This window comes from Micromonospora profundi (genome assembly GCF_011927785.1).
Taxonomy (GTDB): domain Bacteria; phylum Actinomycetota; class Actinomycetes; order Mycobacteriales; family Micromonosporaceae; genus Micromonospora; species Micromonospora profundi.
Map to the genome: position 1 here is coordinate 890,953 of NZ_JAATJK010000001.1, position 15,038 is coordinate 905,990.

General features: G+C 70.9%; 13 protein-coding genes and 1 pseudogene. 5 read left to right on the forward strand and 9 right to left on the reverse strand.

The features are described 5' to 3' along the window. The first annotated feature begins 155 nt into the window (after positions 1–155). The gene (locus F4558_RS03995) at positions 156–1,415 is read left to right on the forward strand and encodes an extracellular catalytic domain type 1 short-chain-length polyhydroxyalkanoate depolymerase (RefSeq protein ID WP_053657896.1); all 1,260 of its coding nucleotides are present in this window, start codon (positions 156–158) and stop codon (positions 1,413–1,415) included. Between the two features lie 81 nt (positions 1,416–1,496). Here F4558_RS03995 and F4558_RS04000 read toward each other — a convergent pair whose 3' ends face one another. The 3 genes from F4558_RS04000 to F4558_RS04010 form a co-directional block, all read right to left on the reverse strand. Further along, positions 1,497–2,396, reverse strand: coding sequence for a TIGR01777 family oxidoreductase (locus F4558_RS04000; RefSeq protein WP_053657898.1), 900 nt, complete (start codon positions 2,394–2,396; stop codon positions 1,497–1,499). Between the two features lie 117 nt (positions 2,397–2,513). Continuing rightward, positions 2,514–2,810 (reverse strand): hypothetical protein, encoded by a 297-nt coding sequence (locus F4558_RS04005; RefSeq protein WP_053657900.1) that lies wholly within the window; start codon positions 2,808–2,810, stop codon positions 2,514–2,516. Next, entirely contained in the window at positions 2,807–3,586 is a 780-nt protein-coding gene (locus F4558_RS04010) for a glucose 1-dehydrogenase (protein WP_167943246.1), read from the reverse strand. Before F4558_RS04010 ends, F4558_RS04005 begins: the two co-directional genes overlap by 4 nt. A gap of 144 nt (positions 3,587–3,730) precedes the next feature. Between F4558_RS04010 and F4558_RS04015 the strand changes: the two genes are divergently transcribed. Continuing rightward, on the forward strand, positions 3,731–4,411 hold the full coding sequence (locus tag F4558_RS04015; protein WP_167943247.1) for a TetR/AcrR family transcriptional regulator: 681 nt from the start codon (positions 3,731–3,733) through the stop codon (positions 4,409–4,411). Between the two features lie 84 nt (positions 4,412–4,495). Here the strand turns inward: F4558_RS04015 and F4558_RS04020 are convergent, their stop codons facing one another. Continuing rightward, the gene (locus F4558_RS04020) at positions 4,496–5,494 is read right to left on the reverse strand and encodes an aldo/keto reductase (protein WP_053657905.1); all 999 of its coding nucleotides are present in this window, start codon (positions 5,492–5,494) and stop codon (positions 4,496–4,498) included. Positions 5,495–5,548: 54 nt separating this feature from the next. On the opposite strand from F4558_RS04020, the pseudogene F4558_RS04025 reads away from it, so the two are divergent. Beyond that, a pseudogene (locus F4558_RS04025) lies at positions 5,549–5,920 on the forward strand (MerR family transcriptional regulator); the annotation flags it as partial. 80 nt (positions 5,921–6,000) lie between these two features. Here the strand turns inward: F4558_RS04025 and F4558_RS04030 are convergent. Beyond that, positions 6,001–6,924 carry an LLM class flavin-dependent oxidoreductase gene (locus F4558_RS04030; RefSeq protein ID WP_167943248.1) on the reverse strand — a complete coding sequence of 308 codons (924 nt, stop codon included), beginning with the start codon at positions 6,922–6,924 and terminating at the stop codon, positions 6,001–6,003. 64 nt (positions 6,925–6,988) lie between these two features. After that, positions 6,989–8,323: a low temperature requirement protein A gene (locus tag F4558_RS04035; protein WP_053657909.1), complete on the reverse strand. Its 1,335-nt coding sequence runs from the start codon at positions 8,321–8,323 to the stop codon at positions 6,989–6,991. Positions 8,324–8,547: 224 nt separating this feature from the next. Between F4558_RS04035 and F4558_RS04040 the strand changes: the two genes are divergently transcribed. Next, the gene (locus tag F4558_RS04040) at positions 8,548–9,483 is read left to right on the forward strand and encodes an SDR family NAD(P)-dependent oxidoreductase (RefSeq protein ID WP_053657911.1); all 936 of its coding nucleotides are present in this window, start codon (positions 8,548–8,550) and stop codon (positions 9,481–9,483) included. Between the two features lie 103 nt (positions 9,484–9,586). Here the strand turns inward: F4558_RS04040 and sucB are convergent, their stop codons facing one another. Continuing rightward, positions 9,587–11,422 carry a 2-oxoglutarate dehydrogenase, E2 component, dihydrolipoamide succinyltransferase gene (gene sucB, locus F4558_RS04045; protein WP_053657913.1) on the reverse strand — a complete coding sequence of 612 codons (1,836 nt, stop codon included), beginning with the start codon at positions 11,420–11,422 and terminating at the stop codon, positions 9,587–9,589. Positions 11,423–11,488: 66 nt separating this feature from the next. Further along, positions 11,489–12,880, reverse strand: a complete 1,392-nt coding sequence (gene lpdA, locus F4558_RS04050; protein ID WP_053657915.1) for a dihydrolipoyl dehydrogenase — start codon at positions 12,878–12,880, stop codon at positions 11,489–11,491. Between the two features lie 179 nt (positions 12,881–13,059). Between lpdA and F4558_RS04055 the strand changes: the two genes are divergently transcribed. Next, positions 13,060–13,392 (forward strand): hypothetical protein, encoded by a 333-nt coding sequence (locus tag F4558_RS04055; protein ID WP_053657917.1) that lies wholly within the window; start codon positions 13,060–13,062, stop codon positions 13,390–13,392. A gap of 51 nt (positions 13,393–13,443) precedes the next feature. On the opposite strand, the gene F4558_RS04060 is transcribed toward F4558_RS04055, so the two are convergent. After that, entirely contained in the window at positions 13,444–15,018 is a 1,575-nt protein-coding gene (locus F4558_RS04060) for a leucyl aminopeptidase (RefSeq protein ID WP_053657919.1), read from the reverse strand. Positions 15,019–15,038 lie beyond the last annotated feature (20 nt).

Below are 15,038 nucleotides of genomic sequence, written 5' to 3' on the forward strand. Positions count from 1 at the left end.
GAGGGGGCCCTTCCTAACACGTCGACGGCGCGGCGTACACAGCGGCCGTCGTGAATGTGTGCGCGCAACCCATGTCATCGCGGCGACACATCGTCGTAACGTTCCGGCAATTCGACGGTGACCCAGTTCACAGTCTGCCCTTCCAGGAGGCCGCCGTGCGCCGCTCCTCGTCCACCCTCACCCGGCTGATCGGCGCGGTCGCCGGGCTCGTGCTCGCCGCAGCGGGCGCGGTCGCCATCGCCGCACCCGCCCAGGCGGCGACCCTCACCCAGGTCGCCAGCTTCGGCTCCAACCCCGGCAACCTCAGCATGTACGCCTACCGGCCGGACAACCTGCCGGCCAACGCCCCGGCCGTGGTGCTCCTGCACGGGTGCGTCCAGAACGCCTCCGGCTACTTCGCCAACTCCGGCTGGCAGAAGTACGCAGACCAGTGGAAGTTCGCACTGATCGTGGCGGAGCAGAAGTCCGGCAACAACGCCAACGCCTGCTTCAACTTCTTCGAGGCGGGGGACACCGCCCGGGGTCAGGGCGAGGCGCTGTCCATCAAGCAGATGGTCGACCACGCCAAGACCAACTTCGGGGTGAACCCCTCCCGCGTCTACGTCAGCGGCCTCTCCGCCGGTGGGGCGATGAGCGCGGTCATGCTCGCCACCTACCCGGACGTCTTCGCCGCCGGGTCGATCATCGCCGGCATCCCGTACCGCTGCGCCACAAGCATGGTCAACGCGTTCAGCTGCATGAACCCGGGCGCGGACAAGACCCCCGCCGCGTGGGGCGACCTGGTCCGTGGCGCGTACGCCGGCTACACCGGCCCGCGCCCCCGGGTGGCCATCTGGCACGGCACCTCGGACACCACAGTCACCCCCCTCAACGGCACCGAGTCCCGCGACCAGTGGACGAACGTGCGAGGTGTCTCGCAGACCCCGACCAGCACCTCGTCGCTGCCCGCGAACACCAGCCTTGAGGTGTACGGCAACGACGACGTACGGCTCTACCGGATCTCCGGAATGGGCCACGGCACGCCTGTCGACCCCGGCTCCGGGGCTGACCAGTGCGGCACGGCGGCCGCCTACTTCCTGGACACCATCTGCTCGACGTACCGTGACGCGCTCTTCTTCGGCCTGAACAGCGGCGGCACCACCCCGACCCCGACCGCCACGCCCACGGCCAGCCCCACCCCGACCGCCAGCCCCACGCCGACCGCGAGCCCCACCCGGACCCCGACCCCGTCCCCGACGGCGGCGCCGACCTGCGTGACGGCGAGCAACTATGCGCACGTGGTGGCCGGTCGGGCGCACCAGTCCGGCGGCTACGCCTACGCGAACGGCTCGAACCAACGGATGGGCCTCTACAACACCTTCTACACCAGCACCCTGAAGCAGACCGCCGCCAACTACTGGGTCATCGGCTGCTGACGTCTGAAGCTGACCCCCGTCGATCATGACGTTCCCGCCGCATCCCCGCCGGGGGAGGGCAGGCGTCACGATCGGCGGGGGTTACGCCGTGAGGGCGGCGTGCAGGGCGCCGGGGAGATCGGGGTGGCGGTACTGGTAGCCGGCCCGGGTCAGGACGCCCGGCAGGACGCGGGTGCTGGTGAGGGCCTCGTGGGAGAAGCCGCCGAGCGCCACCTTGAGCGCCAGCGCGGGGATCGGGATGATCGCCGGCCGGTGCAGTTGGCGGGCCAACTCCCGTGTGAACTCGGCGTTTGTCACAGGGTTCGGCCCCACCACGTTCACCGGCCCGGCGATCTCGTCGTGGGTCAGCAGGAAGACTGTCGCGTCCAGCCAGTCGACCATGGAGATCCACGGCAGCCACTGCCGGCCGCTGCCCAGCCGACCGGCGATGCCCAGCCGGAACGGCAGCAACTGTGGCTTGAGCAGCCCACCGTCGCGGTGCAGTGGCAGGCCGGTCCGCAGCCGCACCACGCGTACCCCGGCGTCCTCGGCCGGCCGGGTCGCGGCCTCCCACACCCGGCAGACGTCGGCGAGGAAGCCCTCGCCGGCCGGCGCGTCCTCCTCGACCACCCGGTCGCCGGTGTTGCCGTACCAGCCGACGGCGGACGAGTTGAGCAGCGCCCGGGGACGGTCGGCGGCGGGTAGCCCGGCGATCGTTGTCGCCAATGTGCCGCTGGTGTCGACCCGGCTCGTGCGGATGAGCCGGCGGTAGTCGTCGTTCCAGCGCTTGTCACCGACACCCGCGCCGGCCAGGTTGACCACCGCGTCCACCTCGGCGACAACGGCCGGGTCGAGCTGCCCGGCGGTCGGATCCCACCGCCGTTCCTGCGGATCGCGTGCCTTCCGGCGCACCAGCCGGGTGATCTGGTGCCCGTCGGCCGAGAGCCGGTCGGCCAACCGGGTGCCGAGAAAGCCGGACGCGCCGGCCAGAAGGATCCGCATACCCCCATCTTTGCCCAGAACCCCGCCGGTGAATGCGTCGGGCGGCCGACGTCCCCGGTTACGGAGCGCGCCCGGCGAAGCGGCACGCTTTCAGTGTGATCTGTCGAGGGTCCGCGATCACGGCCGATGGAGGAAGCTGATGCGCATCAGCCGGCTGTCGGCCCAATCTTCGAGCCGAGTCGGTCGGATGGTGCCGGGGTCGTGGGGCTGATTGAGATCCGCGACGATCTCCGCCAGTACGGCCTGACGTTCCGCTGGGGCGGTGACCGGTCCCAGCGTCGTGATGTCGATGATCCGTTCGCTGGTGCCCGCGGCGGGTGTGATCTCGATGGCTCGTCGAATGTGATCGGGCAGGTGCGATAAAGACGCGTCCCGTGTGGGGTCGTTCCATCCGGTCGCGCCCGGACTGCTCATGCGGTCTCGGTCTGAAGGGCGGGGCCAAGGAGGAGTCCACCGTCGATGACGTATTCCGAACCCGTGATGAACGAGGCGTCTGATGACGTGAGGAACAGGAGAAGCCGGGTGACGTCGGTCGGTTCTCCAAGCCGGGGGATGGCGAACGGCTCGGGTGAGTAGAAGTCGGCGATTGCCGTGGTGGCGCCGGCTGCTGGTTCGTGGATGAAGGGGGTCGCGATCACGCCGGGGTGGATGGTGTTCACACGGATGTGGTCGCGGCCGAGCTCGAGCGCTGCCGTTCGTGTGAGACCACGCACCGCCCACTTGCTGGCGACGTACGGCGCGTAGTACGCCGTGCCGCCCAGGGCCATCGTCGAGGCGATGTTGACGATGGCTCCCCCTGCTGCGCGGCGCAGAGCCGGGGCGACGGCCTTGATGCCGAGGAAGGTCCCTGTGAGGTTGATGTCGAGGATGCGCGACCACGTGGTCTGGTCCGTGTCCTCGATCGGCGCCGGTGGGTTCTGGACGCCCGCGTTGTTGACGAGCACGTTCAGGGCGCCGAAGGCGCTCTCGGCGGCTAGCACGGCGGCGGACCACGAGCTTTCGTCGCTGACGTCGAGGCGGGTGAAGCGAGCACGGGTCCCGAGTTCGTCGGCGAGAGCGGCGCCGCGTTCGGTGTCGATGTCGCCGATCACCACGTTCGCTCCCTCCGCGTGAAAGGCGCGTACGTGGCTGGAGCCCTGGCCGCCGGTCCCACCGGTCACGAGCACGGTCTGGTTGTCGAAGCGGAGCATCAGATGTTCCTTCGGTATGTGGGCGGCTGACCGGGATCATCAGTGATGAACGGCGGCCGATGGTGAGTCGCTCGACTCACCACTGGCCTGACACTAGGCCGGCGGCAGTGGTGAGTCAAGCCACTCACCTCGTATGCTTTGCCCATGGGCAGGGTCGTGACGACGTATCACCAGCGCGTCGCCCAGGAGAAGCGCGCGCTGATCGTGGCGGCCGCGACCGCGCTGTTCCTTGAGTTGGGCTACGACCGGACGTCGCTGGCGCAGATCGCAGAGCGCTCGGGCGTTTCGCGGGCCACCTTGTTCAAGCAGTTTCCGAGCAAAGCCGCACTGTTCGACGCCATCGTCACCGAGTCCTGGTCAACAGCTGACGAAGAGGATCCGCCTCCGGCGGGCAACCTCGTCGACGGACTCCGCGCCATCGGTCGCCGCTACGCCGAGCTGTTGAGCCAGCCCCAGATGACCGACCTGTTCCGAATCGTCATCGCCGAGCTGCCGCGTTTCCCCGAGCTGGCCCACGCGCAGTTCTCGCAGGGGAAGATGCCCTACTTCGAGTCCGTACGCGGCTACCTCCTCGCCGAGCACGAAGCAGGAACGGCGCGGGTCGAAGATGTTGAACTCGCAGCCACCCAGTTCCTGGGCATGATCTCCAACTACGTCTTCTGGCCGACACTCCTGGTGCCGGGCTGGGAGGTGAGCGCCGAACGCGTCACCCAGGTGGTCGACGAGGCCGTCCGCACCATCGCCGCCCGATATGCCGTGACTGGACCAGAGACGCCCAGCACCTGGACGGGAACGCCCGGGTCGCCCCGGACGTCGAGCAGGTGACCGGCCGCCCCGGGTGCACGTTCCGGCAGTGGGCCGCTGAGCACGCGGACGACTTCCGCCGACGGCGCCCGGGGCGTGGATCGGTCAGGCCGCGTGGGCCGGGCGTAGGTCTGCCAGCAACCGCTCCACCTCGGCGTACGCCTCAGGGCCCAGCGGGCCGAGCTCCAGGGTGGTCAGGTTCTCCTCCGCCTGGGCCACAGTGCGCAGGCCGGGGATCGGCACGGTACGCGGGCTGCGCGCCAGCAGCCAGCCCAGCGCGCCCTGTGCGAGGGTTCGCCCGTCGGCGGTGAGCGCCGCCCGGACCTGCTCGACACGTGCCGCCCAGCGGGGCGTCGGCCGGCCGTCGGTGAACCACTGCAACCACTCCGGTGCCCGGCCGCGTACGTCGTCCGCGCCGAGGGCCCGGATCGAGCCCGTGAGTAGCCCCATCGCCAGCGGCCCCCGGTTGAGGCTTGCCAGGTCGTAGTTGTCGCAGACCGCCAGCACCGCCGCGTTGTCGCTCAGCACCGACTCGTCGTGCTGGATGGCGACGCAGTGCGGGCCGGCCGCCGCGAACGCCTCCGCCGAAGCCGGGTTGTCGGTGCTCCAGCCGTACCCCCGGATCTTGCCCTTGTCGACAAGCGCCTCCAGGGTGTCGACCAGGTCGAGCGCGGCGGGCACCGGCAGATCGTTGAGGTGCAGTTGGTAGAGGTCCACGTGGTCGGTGCCGAGCCGACGCAGCGAATCCTCCAGGCTGCGCACGGCGAACGCCGGACTGGCGTCGGTACCGAGCGCCCGCCGGGTGGTCTCGTCGCTGACGTTGCCGAACTTGGTGGCGATCACCGCGTCGTCGCGTCGGCCGGCCAGGGCCCGGCCGAGGATCCGCTCGCTGTGCCCGGCGCCGTAGTTGCTGGCCGTGTCGAACAGCGTCACCCCCAGCTCCAGCGCCCGGTGGATGGTGTGGATCGACTCGTCGTCGTCCACCTCGCCCCACCCGAACGGCTGCCCGTCGTCACCCCAGAGCGGGCCGCCGATCGCCCAGCAGCCCATCCCGATCGCACTCACCTCGATGCCGCTGCGTCCCAGCGTCCGTGTCGTCGTCATGCGCCAAGCCTCCAACCTGGAGTGCACTCCAGGTCAAGGGCTAACATCTCGGCCATGACCGGTCACGCGCCTGCGGAGGCCGCCCGTTACGCGCCCGCGGAGGCCGCCCGGCGCAGCGGCTTCAGCCTGGACACGCTGCGGTACTACGAGAAGATCGGCCTGCTCGCCGACGTGGGTCGTACGGCGGGCGGGCGTAGGGTCTTCACCGACGACGACCTGAGCTGGCTCGTGCTGTTGCGCTGCCTGCGCGACACCGGGATGCCGATCGCCCAGATGTGCCGCTACGCGTCCCTGGCCCGCGAGGGCGAGCACACCACCGACGAGCGGCGTGAGCTGCTGCAACAGCACGCCACACAGGTCCAGGAGCAGATGCGTCTGCTCCAACGCCAGTACGACCACCTTAGGGAGAAGATCCGCTTCTACGAAGGGCTGCCCGGCGCGGGCCTGCGCGACGGGGAAGCGGCGCGCGACGATGCTGCGGCGCGCGACGACGAGGCTCGCGACGATCAGCCGGCGGCGGCCAGCCGGGGCAGCAGCGGGGTCAGCGGATCGAGCGCGTCGGCGCGTACCACGTAGCGGGTGACGCCCCAGCGCCGTCGGTGCGCCGCCACCGCCGCGACGATCTCGTCCGGGCTGCCGATCAGCACGAACGGCGTGGCCAGCAGCTCGTCGACGGTCAGGCCGGTCTCCTCGGCGATCTGCTCCGCGGCGGCCTGAGCACCGTCGCCCACCGCCACGTGCTGCACAAGCGCCTCCAACACCGGCGGGTAGTCCCGTCCGGCCGCGCCGGCCGCGACCGCTGCCAGTTGCGCGTCGAGCTGCGCGGCACGCCAGCGCACCTCGTGGTTGTGGCCGTCGGCGAGGGTACGGCCGAAGCCGGTCAGCCCCACCACGTCGGCGTGCGCGCCGGCCCAGCGCAGCAGCTCAGTGTTCGCTGTGCCGACTGTCAGCGGGATCCGGGACTCCACCGGGTCGGGCCGATCCAGCCGTGCGGCACGCATCACGAGGTCGGCCGAGTCGACGGTGACCTCGTCGCCGGCCAGCAGCGCGCGTACCGCCTCGGTCACCGCGATGCAGCGACGTACCCGGCCGGCGACGTCGGGGCGCTCCCGGCCGACGGCACGCCACTCGGAGGGGGTGTGGCCGGCGCCGATGCCGAGCCGGGCACGCCCGCCGGAGACCAGGTCGAGGGTGGCCACGTCGGTGGCGAGCAGGACCGGCTCGCGTACGCCGGCGTTGGAGACGTACGAGCCGAGCCCGAGGGCCGAGGTGACCGACGCGGCGGCGGCCAGCGCGACGAACGGCGCGGGCACCCCGCCCGGGTGGTCGCCGACGAGCAGCGCGTCGTAGCCGGCGGACTCGGCCCGCCGAGCCAGTTCGCACCAGCTGGCGGCGTCGGACGGGCTCGCCTGGACCGAAAAGGTGATCACACGCCTCAGCGTGCCTGGCACGGGACGGAGACGGCCAGCGATTCTGCCAAGGGGAGAAGGCTGCTCAGGGGGCGGGGTTCTCCGGCTCGTGCTTGTCGTGCCAGCGGGCCCGCCAGGCGGCCTCGCTGGCCTCGTGAGTGGTCCGTTCCTCGAAGACGACGGCCCGCAGCGCGCGCCGGGAACCCGACAGCACAAGCACCTCGACGGCCACCAGGCCGACGCAGATCGCTGTGGCGAGGGCGAGCGCGCCCAGCGCCGGCAGGAGGTGGCCGAGCGGCAGGGCCACCGCCAGTGCCACGATCACGCCGACGCGGGTCCAGGTGACTGTGTGCAGGGTGCGGATCTGGAACAGCATGTTGACGGCGAAATAGCAGATCAACCCGCCGAACAGCATCGGTACGGCAGGTCCGTGCATCCGTTGGGCGGACCCGCCGGCCGGGTCGGTGACCTGGTGCAGGATCTCCTCGCTGCCGATGGAGAAGAGGATGATCCCAGCGATCATCGGCAGGTAGAGGTACGCGTAGGCGTCCCGGGCCATCGCCACCCGCGGGCTGCCCTCGGCGGCGTGCAGGGCGATCCGGGCCGCCGGGCCGATGAAGTCGAAGTGCGCCCACCACAGGGTGGCGGTGAGCACGATGCCGAGCGTGGCCGCCGCCACCGCCGGCCAGGTGACCTGTTGGCCGAGCAGGTTGCCGCCGACGCCGACGGAGATCACCGACTCGCCCAGCGCGATGATCAGGATGAGGTCGTAGCGCTCGGTCCAGTGCTCGGCGCTTGTCACCCCCCAGCCCCAGGTGCCGACGATGAAGCCGGTGGCGTACTGGACAAGCACCACGGCGATCCACAACCCGTCCCGGACCATCGCGGCCGTGTCGGTGTCGGCGATCTGTGGCGGGATCAGCGCGGCGGCCAGCAGCAGCACGATGCTCGCCACCAACTCCGGGGCGAAGCGGCGTAGCTGCCGGCGCTCCTGCGGGCTGTCCCGCACCACATGCTGGTACAGGATCATGTGTACGCCCCGGACCACGACGTAGCTGACGGCCACCAGCATGGGGCCGGCGGCACCTCCCCTCGGGTCGCTGAACGCCTGCGGCAGCCCCAGCGCGAACGAGAACAGGGCGGCCATGGCGATCACCATGAGCACCGGTACGTAGCCTTCGCCGAGCCGGACCCGGGTGGCGACGAGGCTGTGCACGACCCAGCACCACCAGAGCACGGCGAGCACCAGACCGGCGTGCAGCAGTTGCCGGCCGGAGATGTTCGCGGCGGTGGCCCGCGTGATGATGAAGAACGAGAAGACGAACACCAGATCGAAGAAGACCTCGAACCGGTCCACGCGGGCACCGGGGGCGATCGGGACAGCGGGGCCCAGGTGCCCACGCCGCCGGAAGCCGCCCACGGTCTCACTCTGGCAGCGTATTGCCTGGTCGGAGGTCGAACGGGCCAGCCTGCGCCTGGTGCCGCAGCCATCCGGGGCAGCGGCGTCGCCGGCTCCGCGCGTGCCGGCGCCCGAGGCGACGGCGTCGGGCGTTACCTCCGTCCCGGGGCGGGAAAACCCCTCGACCGTGCCTCCGGCAGTCGTTCGCGGTCGTAGCGGCCGCCCCACCCGGACAAGGATGGACAATGACGACGAACAACCCGATCAGCACCCCGTTCACCAATGAGTCCACAGCGATGGACGTGATTCAGGGCGTGGACCTCGGCGGACGGCGGGCGATCGTCACCGGCGGTTCGTCGGGCATCGGTGTGGAGACCGCCCGTGCCCTGGCCGGCGCCGGCGCCCAGGTCACCCTTGCCGTGCGCAACACCGACGCCGGTCAACGCGCCGCCGACGACATCACCGCCACCACAGGCAACGACCAGGTCCTGGTCGCTCCGCTCGACCTCGCCGACCAGGCGTCGATCGCCGACTTCGTGGCCAACTGGGACGGCCCGCTGAACATCCTCGTCGACAACGCCGGCATCATGGCCGCGCCCCTGAGCCGGACCCCGCAGGGCTGGGAGATGCAGTTCGCCACCAACCACCTGGGGCACTTCGCGCTCGCCGCCGGGCTGCGCAACGCCCTCGCCGCCGCCGACGGGGCCCGGATCGTGTCGGTCAGCTCCGCCGCCCACCTGCGCTCACCTGTGGTCTTCGACGACATCCAGTTCGACAGTCGGGAGTACGAGCCGTGGCAGGCGTACGGGCAGTCGAAGACGGCGAACGTGCTCTTCGCGGTGGAGGCGAGCCGCCGCTGGGCCGACGACGGAATCCTTGCCAACTCGCTCACGCCCGGCGCGATCAAGACCAACCTGCAACGGTACGTCAGCGAGGAGGAGCTGAACCGGATGCGCGCGGGCAACGCGGCGGCCTGGAAGACAGTCGAACAGGGTGCCGCCACGTCGGTGCTGGTAGCGGCCTCGCCGCTGCTCGACGGAGTGGGCGGGCGCTACTTCGAGGACTGCCAGGAGGCCGGCCCTGCCCAGCCAGGCGAGCGGCGTGGCGTCGCCGGGTACGCGCTGGACCCGGAGGCCGCCGAACGGCTCTGGCAGGTCTCGACCGACCTGCTCAAGAGCTGACGCCCAGACAGCGGGCTGAGGCACGACCGGCGGGCTGCGGCCCGCTCACACGAAAGGGCGCCCCGGTCGACGACCGGGGCGCCCTTCGGCGTTGGTGCGAGGGTCAGGCCAGACCCAGCTCCGACTCGAAGTTGCCGGCCTCCAGCCGCTCCTTGACAGCGGTCAGGAAGCGGGCCGCGTCGGCGCCGTCGATCAGCCGGTGGTCGTAGGACATGGCCAGGTAGACCATCGACCGGACCGCGATGACCTCGCCCAGGTCCGGGTCGTTGACCACTACCGGACGCTTCACCACGGCACCCGTGCCCAGCATCGCCGACTGCGGCGACGGCACGATCGGGGTGTCAAAGAGCGCGCCCCGGCTGCCCGTGTTGGTGAGCGTGAAGGTCGCACCGGCGATCTCGTCCGGGCTGATCTTGTTGGTGCGGGTCCGCTCGGCCAGGTCGGCGACGCGCTTGGCGATGCCGCCCAGGTTGAGGTCACCCGCGTTGTGGATGACCGGCGTCAACAGCCCACGCTCGGTGTCCACGGCGATGCCGAGGTGCTCCGCCTCCGGGTAGGTGATCGTCCCGCCTTCGAGATCCATCCGGGCGTTGACGATCGGGTACGTCTGCAGCGCCTCGATGGCCGCCAGCGCGAAGAACGGCAGGAAGGACAGCTTCACGCCGTGCCGCTGCTGGAACGAGTCCTTCGCCTGGGCGCGCAGCTTCGCGACCCGGGTGACGTCCACCTCGACCACAGTGGTGAGCTGCGCCATCTCGTGCAGCGACTCGTGCAGCCGGGTGGCGATGGCCTTGCGGATGCGGGGCAGCTTCTCGGTGGTGCCCCGCTTGCCGCTCGGCTGCGGCTTCGCGGCCGGCTTGGCCGGTGCCGCCGACGACGCGGCGGCCGGCTGCGCGGCGGCGGGAGCGGCCTTGGCCTTCTCCGCCGCGTCGAGGACGTCCTGCTTGCGGATCCGGCCACCAACGCCGGTGCCGCTGAGCGAGGACAGGTCGACGCCGTGCTCACTTGCCAGCTTGCGTACCAGCGGGGTGACGTAACCCGCGACCTCCTCGCCGTCGCCCTGCGCCGGGCGCTGCGGGGCGCTCGTCGGGGCGGACGGCTGCGCGGCCTGCTCGGTCTTCGCGGGCTGCGCCGACGACTCCGTCTCCGCGGCCGGCTCGTTGTAGGACGTGCCCGGGGTCGGCTCGTCGACCTTCGGCTCCGGCTTCGGCTCGGCCTTCGGCGTGGGCTTGGCCTCCGCCTTCGGCTCGGGCTTCGACTCGGGCTCGGCCTGGGCGGGAGCACCGCCGGCGGCACCGATGACAGCGAGCTCCGCGCCGACGTCGGCGGTCTCGTCCTCGGCGACCTTGATCTCCAGCACGGTGCCGGCGACCGGGGACGGGATCTCCGTGTCCACCTTGTCGGTGGAGACCTCCAGCAGCGGCTCGTCCACCTCCACGGTGTCGCCGACCTGCTTGAGCCAGCGGGTGACCGTACCCTCGGTGACGCTCTCGCCCAGGGCCGGCATCTTCACCGCGGTGCCCTCGCCCGACGGCGCGGCGGCCGGAGCCGGCGCCTCGTCCTGGGCCGGCGCCTCGTCCTGTGCCACCTGGTCGGCGGTGCCCTCGGCGGCAGCGGTCGGCTCGGTGGCCGGCTCCACAGCCTCGGCCGGAGCCTCCTGCTGCTCCTGCGGGGCGGCCTCGCCGCCACCCGTCGACTCGCCCTCACCGGCGATGACGGCCAGTTCGCTGCCAACCTCGGCGGTCTCGTCCTCACCGACCACGATCCGGCTCAGCACGCCCGCCGCGGGCGACGGGATCTCGGTGTCGACCTTGTCGGTCGAGACCTCGAGCAGGGGCTCGTCGACCTCGACGGTGTCGCCCTCCTGCTTGAGCCAGCGCGTGACGGTGCCCTCGGTGACGCTCTCGCCGAGCCGGGGCATGGTGACCGATACCGGCATGTTCTCCAGACTCCTTCATTCCCCTAGGGGATCTTCGCCCGTCGCCGGACGCCGCGGTTTGGGTGATCAGGCGTGCGCGTGCAGCGGCTTGCCGGCGAGGGCCAGGTGCGCCTCGCCCAGGGCCTCGTTCTGGGTCGGGTGGGCGTGCACGAGCTGGGCGACCTCCGCCGGGTACGCCTCCCAGTTGTAGATGAGCTGCGCCTCGCCGACCAGCTCACCCACCCGGGCGCCGACCATGTGCACGCCGACCACCGGGCCGTCCTCCACCCGGACCAGCTTCACGAAGCCTGTGGTCTTGAGGATCTGGCTCTTGCCGTTGCCGCCCAGGTTGTAGTTGTAGGCCTTGACCTTGTCGGCGCCGTACTGCTCCTTGGCCTTCGCCTCGGTCAGGCCCACCGACGCCAGCTCCGGGTCGGAGTAGGTGACCCGCGGGATGCCCACCTCGTCGATGACCGCCGGGTTCTGCCCGGCGATCTCCTCTGCGACGAAGATGCCCTGCTGGAAGCCGCGGTGCGCGAGCTGAAGGCCCGGCACGATGTCGCCGACCGCGTAGACGTTCGGCACGCTCGTGCGCAGCCGCTCGTCGGTAAGCACGTAGCCGCGGTCCATCTTCACGCCCTGCTCCTCGTACCCGAGGTTGGCGGTGTTCGGGCCGCGACCGACGGCGACCAGCAGCAGCTCGGCCTCGACGGTCTCGCCGCCCTGAATGGTCAGCTTGACGCCGTTCTCGGTCTTCTCGACCTTCTCGAACGGCTTGCCGACCTTGAAGTTGATCTTCCGCTTGCGGAACGCCCGCTCCAGCGCCTTGGACGACTCCTCGTCCTCGGCGGCGACCAGCCGGGGCAGCGCCTCGACGATCGTCACGTCCACGCCGAAGGACTTCCACACGCTCGCGAACTCGACGCCGATCACGCCGCCACCCAGCACGATCACCGACGACGGCACCCGGTCCAGGGTGAGCGCGTGGTCACTGGTGATGATCCGCTCGCCGTCGACCTCCAGGCCGGGCAGGCTCTTGGCGTACGAGCCGGAGGCCAGCACGACATTGCGGCCGGTGTAGCGCTTGCCGTCGACCTCGACGACGTTCTTGCCGACCAGCTTGCCGGCGCCCGCGACGAAGGTGATGTCCTTCGAGCCGCTCACCAGGCCCTGCAGGCCCTTGTAAAGCCGGGAGATCACGCCGTCCTTGTACGCGTTGACCCCCGCCATGTCGATGCCGACCAGTTCGGCCTTCACACCGAACTGCTCCGACTCGCGGGTCTGGTCGGCGATCTCGGCCGCGTGCAGCAGCGCCTTGGTCGGGATGCAACCGTTGTGCAGGCAGGTGCCGCCGAGCTTGCCCTTCTCGACCAGCGCGACCTTAAGGCCCAGCTGGACGGCGCGCAGGGCGGTGGCGTAACCGCCGCTACCACCTCCGAGGATGACGATGTCGAAGGTTGCGTCGTTCGGCTCGCTCACGTCCAACTCCCAGGTCGCGTCGCTGCTTCGGGGGTCACAGAGGGGTAACACGGACACACCCCACCTCGGTCATCTTGTCACCATGCGGCACAGGGCGCGTAGTGAGGTGCCCAACGACACGTCATCGACACGTACCCTTGGCACCGTTGTCGACGACGGAGCATTGGGGGAGATGTTCGGTGGGGTTGTTCCGACGTCGTAAGAAGCCGCGTGTGTCGAGCCTCGACCGCGCGGCCGACAGCGGCGACCTGGCCCATCTCGAAGCCTTCATCCGCAGCCGGCGAGGCGTCGAAGCGTTCATCGAACCTCGGACGACGGTCACCGAGACCACTGTCATCCTGATCGCCGACGACGGGGAGTGGACCCGCCGTCGCATCGACGGCCCGGACGGGGCGCGGCGCTTCGCGTACCGGATGGGGATTCCGGTGTACGACGTGCGGCTGATGGGCTACCCGCAGCGGATGCGCGACTTCAACGAACGCCGCAAGCGCCGACCCGACCAGCAGATGTAAGGAAGGGCCCCTGTTAACGCCAGGCGTTAACAGGGGGCCCTTCCTTACATCTCAGCCGTTGGCCGCGACGTCCTCGACCAGCTGCACCAGGGTGCGGACCGGCACACCAGTGCCGCCCTTGGTCCAGTAGCCGGTCGGCTCACCCGAGTGGTAGCCCGGCCCGGCGATGTCGATGTGCGCCCAGGCCACGCCGTCGGCCACGAACTCCCGCAGGAACACGCCGCCCTGCAGCATGTGCCCGGCCCGGTCCATCCCCGCGTTGACCTGCGAGATGTCCGCGACGTCGGACTCCATGCCCTTGCGGACGTCGTCCGGCAGCGGCATCGGCCACGCCGGCTCGCCGACCGCGTCGCCCACCGTCCGGACCCGCTCGCACAGCTCCGGGGTGCCCATCACGCCGGCCATCCGCTTGCCCAGCGCGATCACCTGGCCGCCGGTCAGCGTGGACGTCTCGAACAGGTAGTCCGTGCCGTCCTCGCACGCGCGGGCGATGGCGTCACCCAGCACCATCCGGCCCTCGGCGTCGGTGTTGAGCACCTCCACCTTCTTGCCGTTGTACATGCTGATCACGTCACCCGGCCGGTAGCTGCTGCCCGACGGCATGTTCTCCGCCATCGGCAGGTAGGCGCTGACCGCCACCGCCGGCTTCAGCGCGGCGATCGCCAGCATGGCGGCACCCACCGCGGCGGCGCCCGCCATGTCGGACTTCATCTCCCACATGCCCTGCGCCGGCTTGATCGAGATGCCACCAGTGTCGAAGGTGATGCCCTTGCCGACCAGCGCGACACGCTTGCCGTTGCCGCCGCCCTGCGGGGTGTAGGTGAGCTTCACCAGCCGCGGGGGAGCCTCCGAACCCTGCCCGACCGCCACGATGCCGCCGTACCCGCCAGCGGCGAGCGCCGCCTCGTCGAGCACCTCGACGTCGAGCCCCGCCTCCCGGGCGGCACCGGCCACCGCGTCGGCGAAGGACGGGGGACGCAACTCGTTGGGGGCGGTGTTCACCCAGTCCCGGCTGAGCCGGACCGCGCCGGCCACCGCCTGCGCCCGGGTGATCTCCGCCTCGGCGCCCGCGTCAGCGGCGTCCGGCACGGCGATGAGCACCTCGGCCACCGGCTCCCGCCGGGTCGGCTGCGGCCGGGTCTTGTAACCGGCGAACCGGTACCCGCCGAGCAACGCCCCCTCGGCGACAGCGCGCAGCGCAGCCGGCGCGTCCGCGTCGTCCGGCAGCGGCATGGCGAGCGCCACCTTCGCGGCACCGGCCACGGCCCGGATCGCCGAGCCGGCCGCGCGGCGCAGCGCCTCCGGCGCCGGTGCGGCACCCGACGGCTCCGGACCCAGCCCGACGGCGGCGACCAGCGGGGCGGTGACAGTGCCCAGCGTCGCCAGCTTGATCACCTCCCCGGGGGCGCCGGTCGCGCCGAGCAGCGCCAACGTCGCGGTCAGCTTGCCGTCGAAAGCGGCGGCGATGCTCTCCGCGCCGCTGGCGAGCAGCAGGGTGCCGGCGAGGCCGCTGGTGGCGCCCTGCTCTCCGGTCTGGCTGTGCACGCCGATCACGATCGCGTCGACGGCGAGCTCCGCCGGGTCGGTGTCGACCAGGCTCAGGGTGGTCGTACGGGGGGATGTCACTGAAGCTACTCCGGGCGGGC

Excerpts from the sequence above, each read along its gene's own strand:
- F4558_RS04010 (WP_167943246.1), bottom strand. The coding sequence starts at position 3,586 with ATGCTCCGCTTCGACAACCAGACCGTGCTCGTGACCGGTGGGACCGGC.
- F4558_RS04015 (WP_167943247.1), top strand. The coding sequence starts at position 3,731 with ATGGGCAGGGTCGTGACGACGTATCACCAGCGCGTCGCCCAGGAGAAG.
- F4558_RS04020 (WP_053657905.1), bottom strand. The coding sequence starts at position 5,494 with ATGACGACGACACGGACGCTGGGACGCAGCGGCATCGAGGTGAGTGCG.
- F4558_RS04005 (WP_053657900.1), bottom strand. The coding sequence starts at position 2,810 with ATGAGCAGTCCGGGCGCGACCGGATGGAACGACCCCACACGGGACGCG.
- sucB (WP_053657913.1), bottom strand. The coding sequence starts at position 11,422 with ATGCCGGTATCGGTCACCATGCCCCGGCTCGGCGAGAGCGTCACCGAG.
- F4558_RS04040 (WP_053657911.1), top strand. The coding sequence starts at position 8,548 with ATGACGACGAACAACCCGATCAGCACCCCGTTCACCAATGAGTCCACA.
- F4558_RS04000 (WP_053657898.1), bottom strand. The coding sequence starts at position 2,396 with ATGCGGATCCTTCTGGCCGGCGCGTCCGGCTTTCTCGGCACCCGGTTG.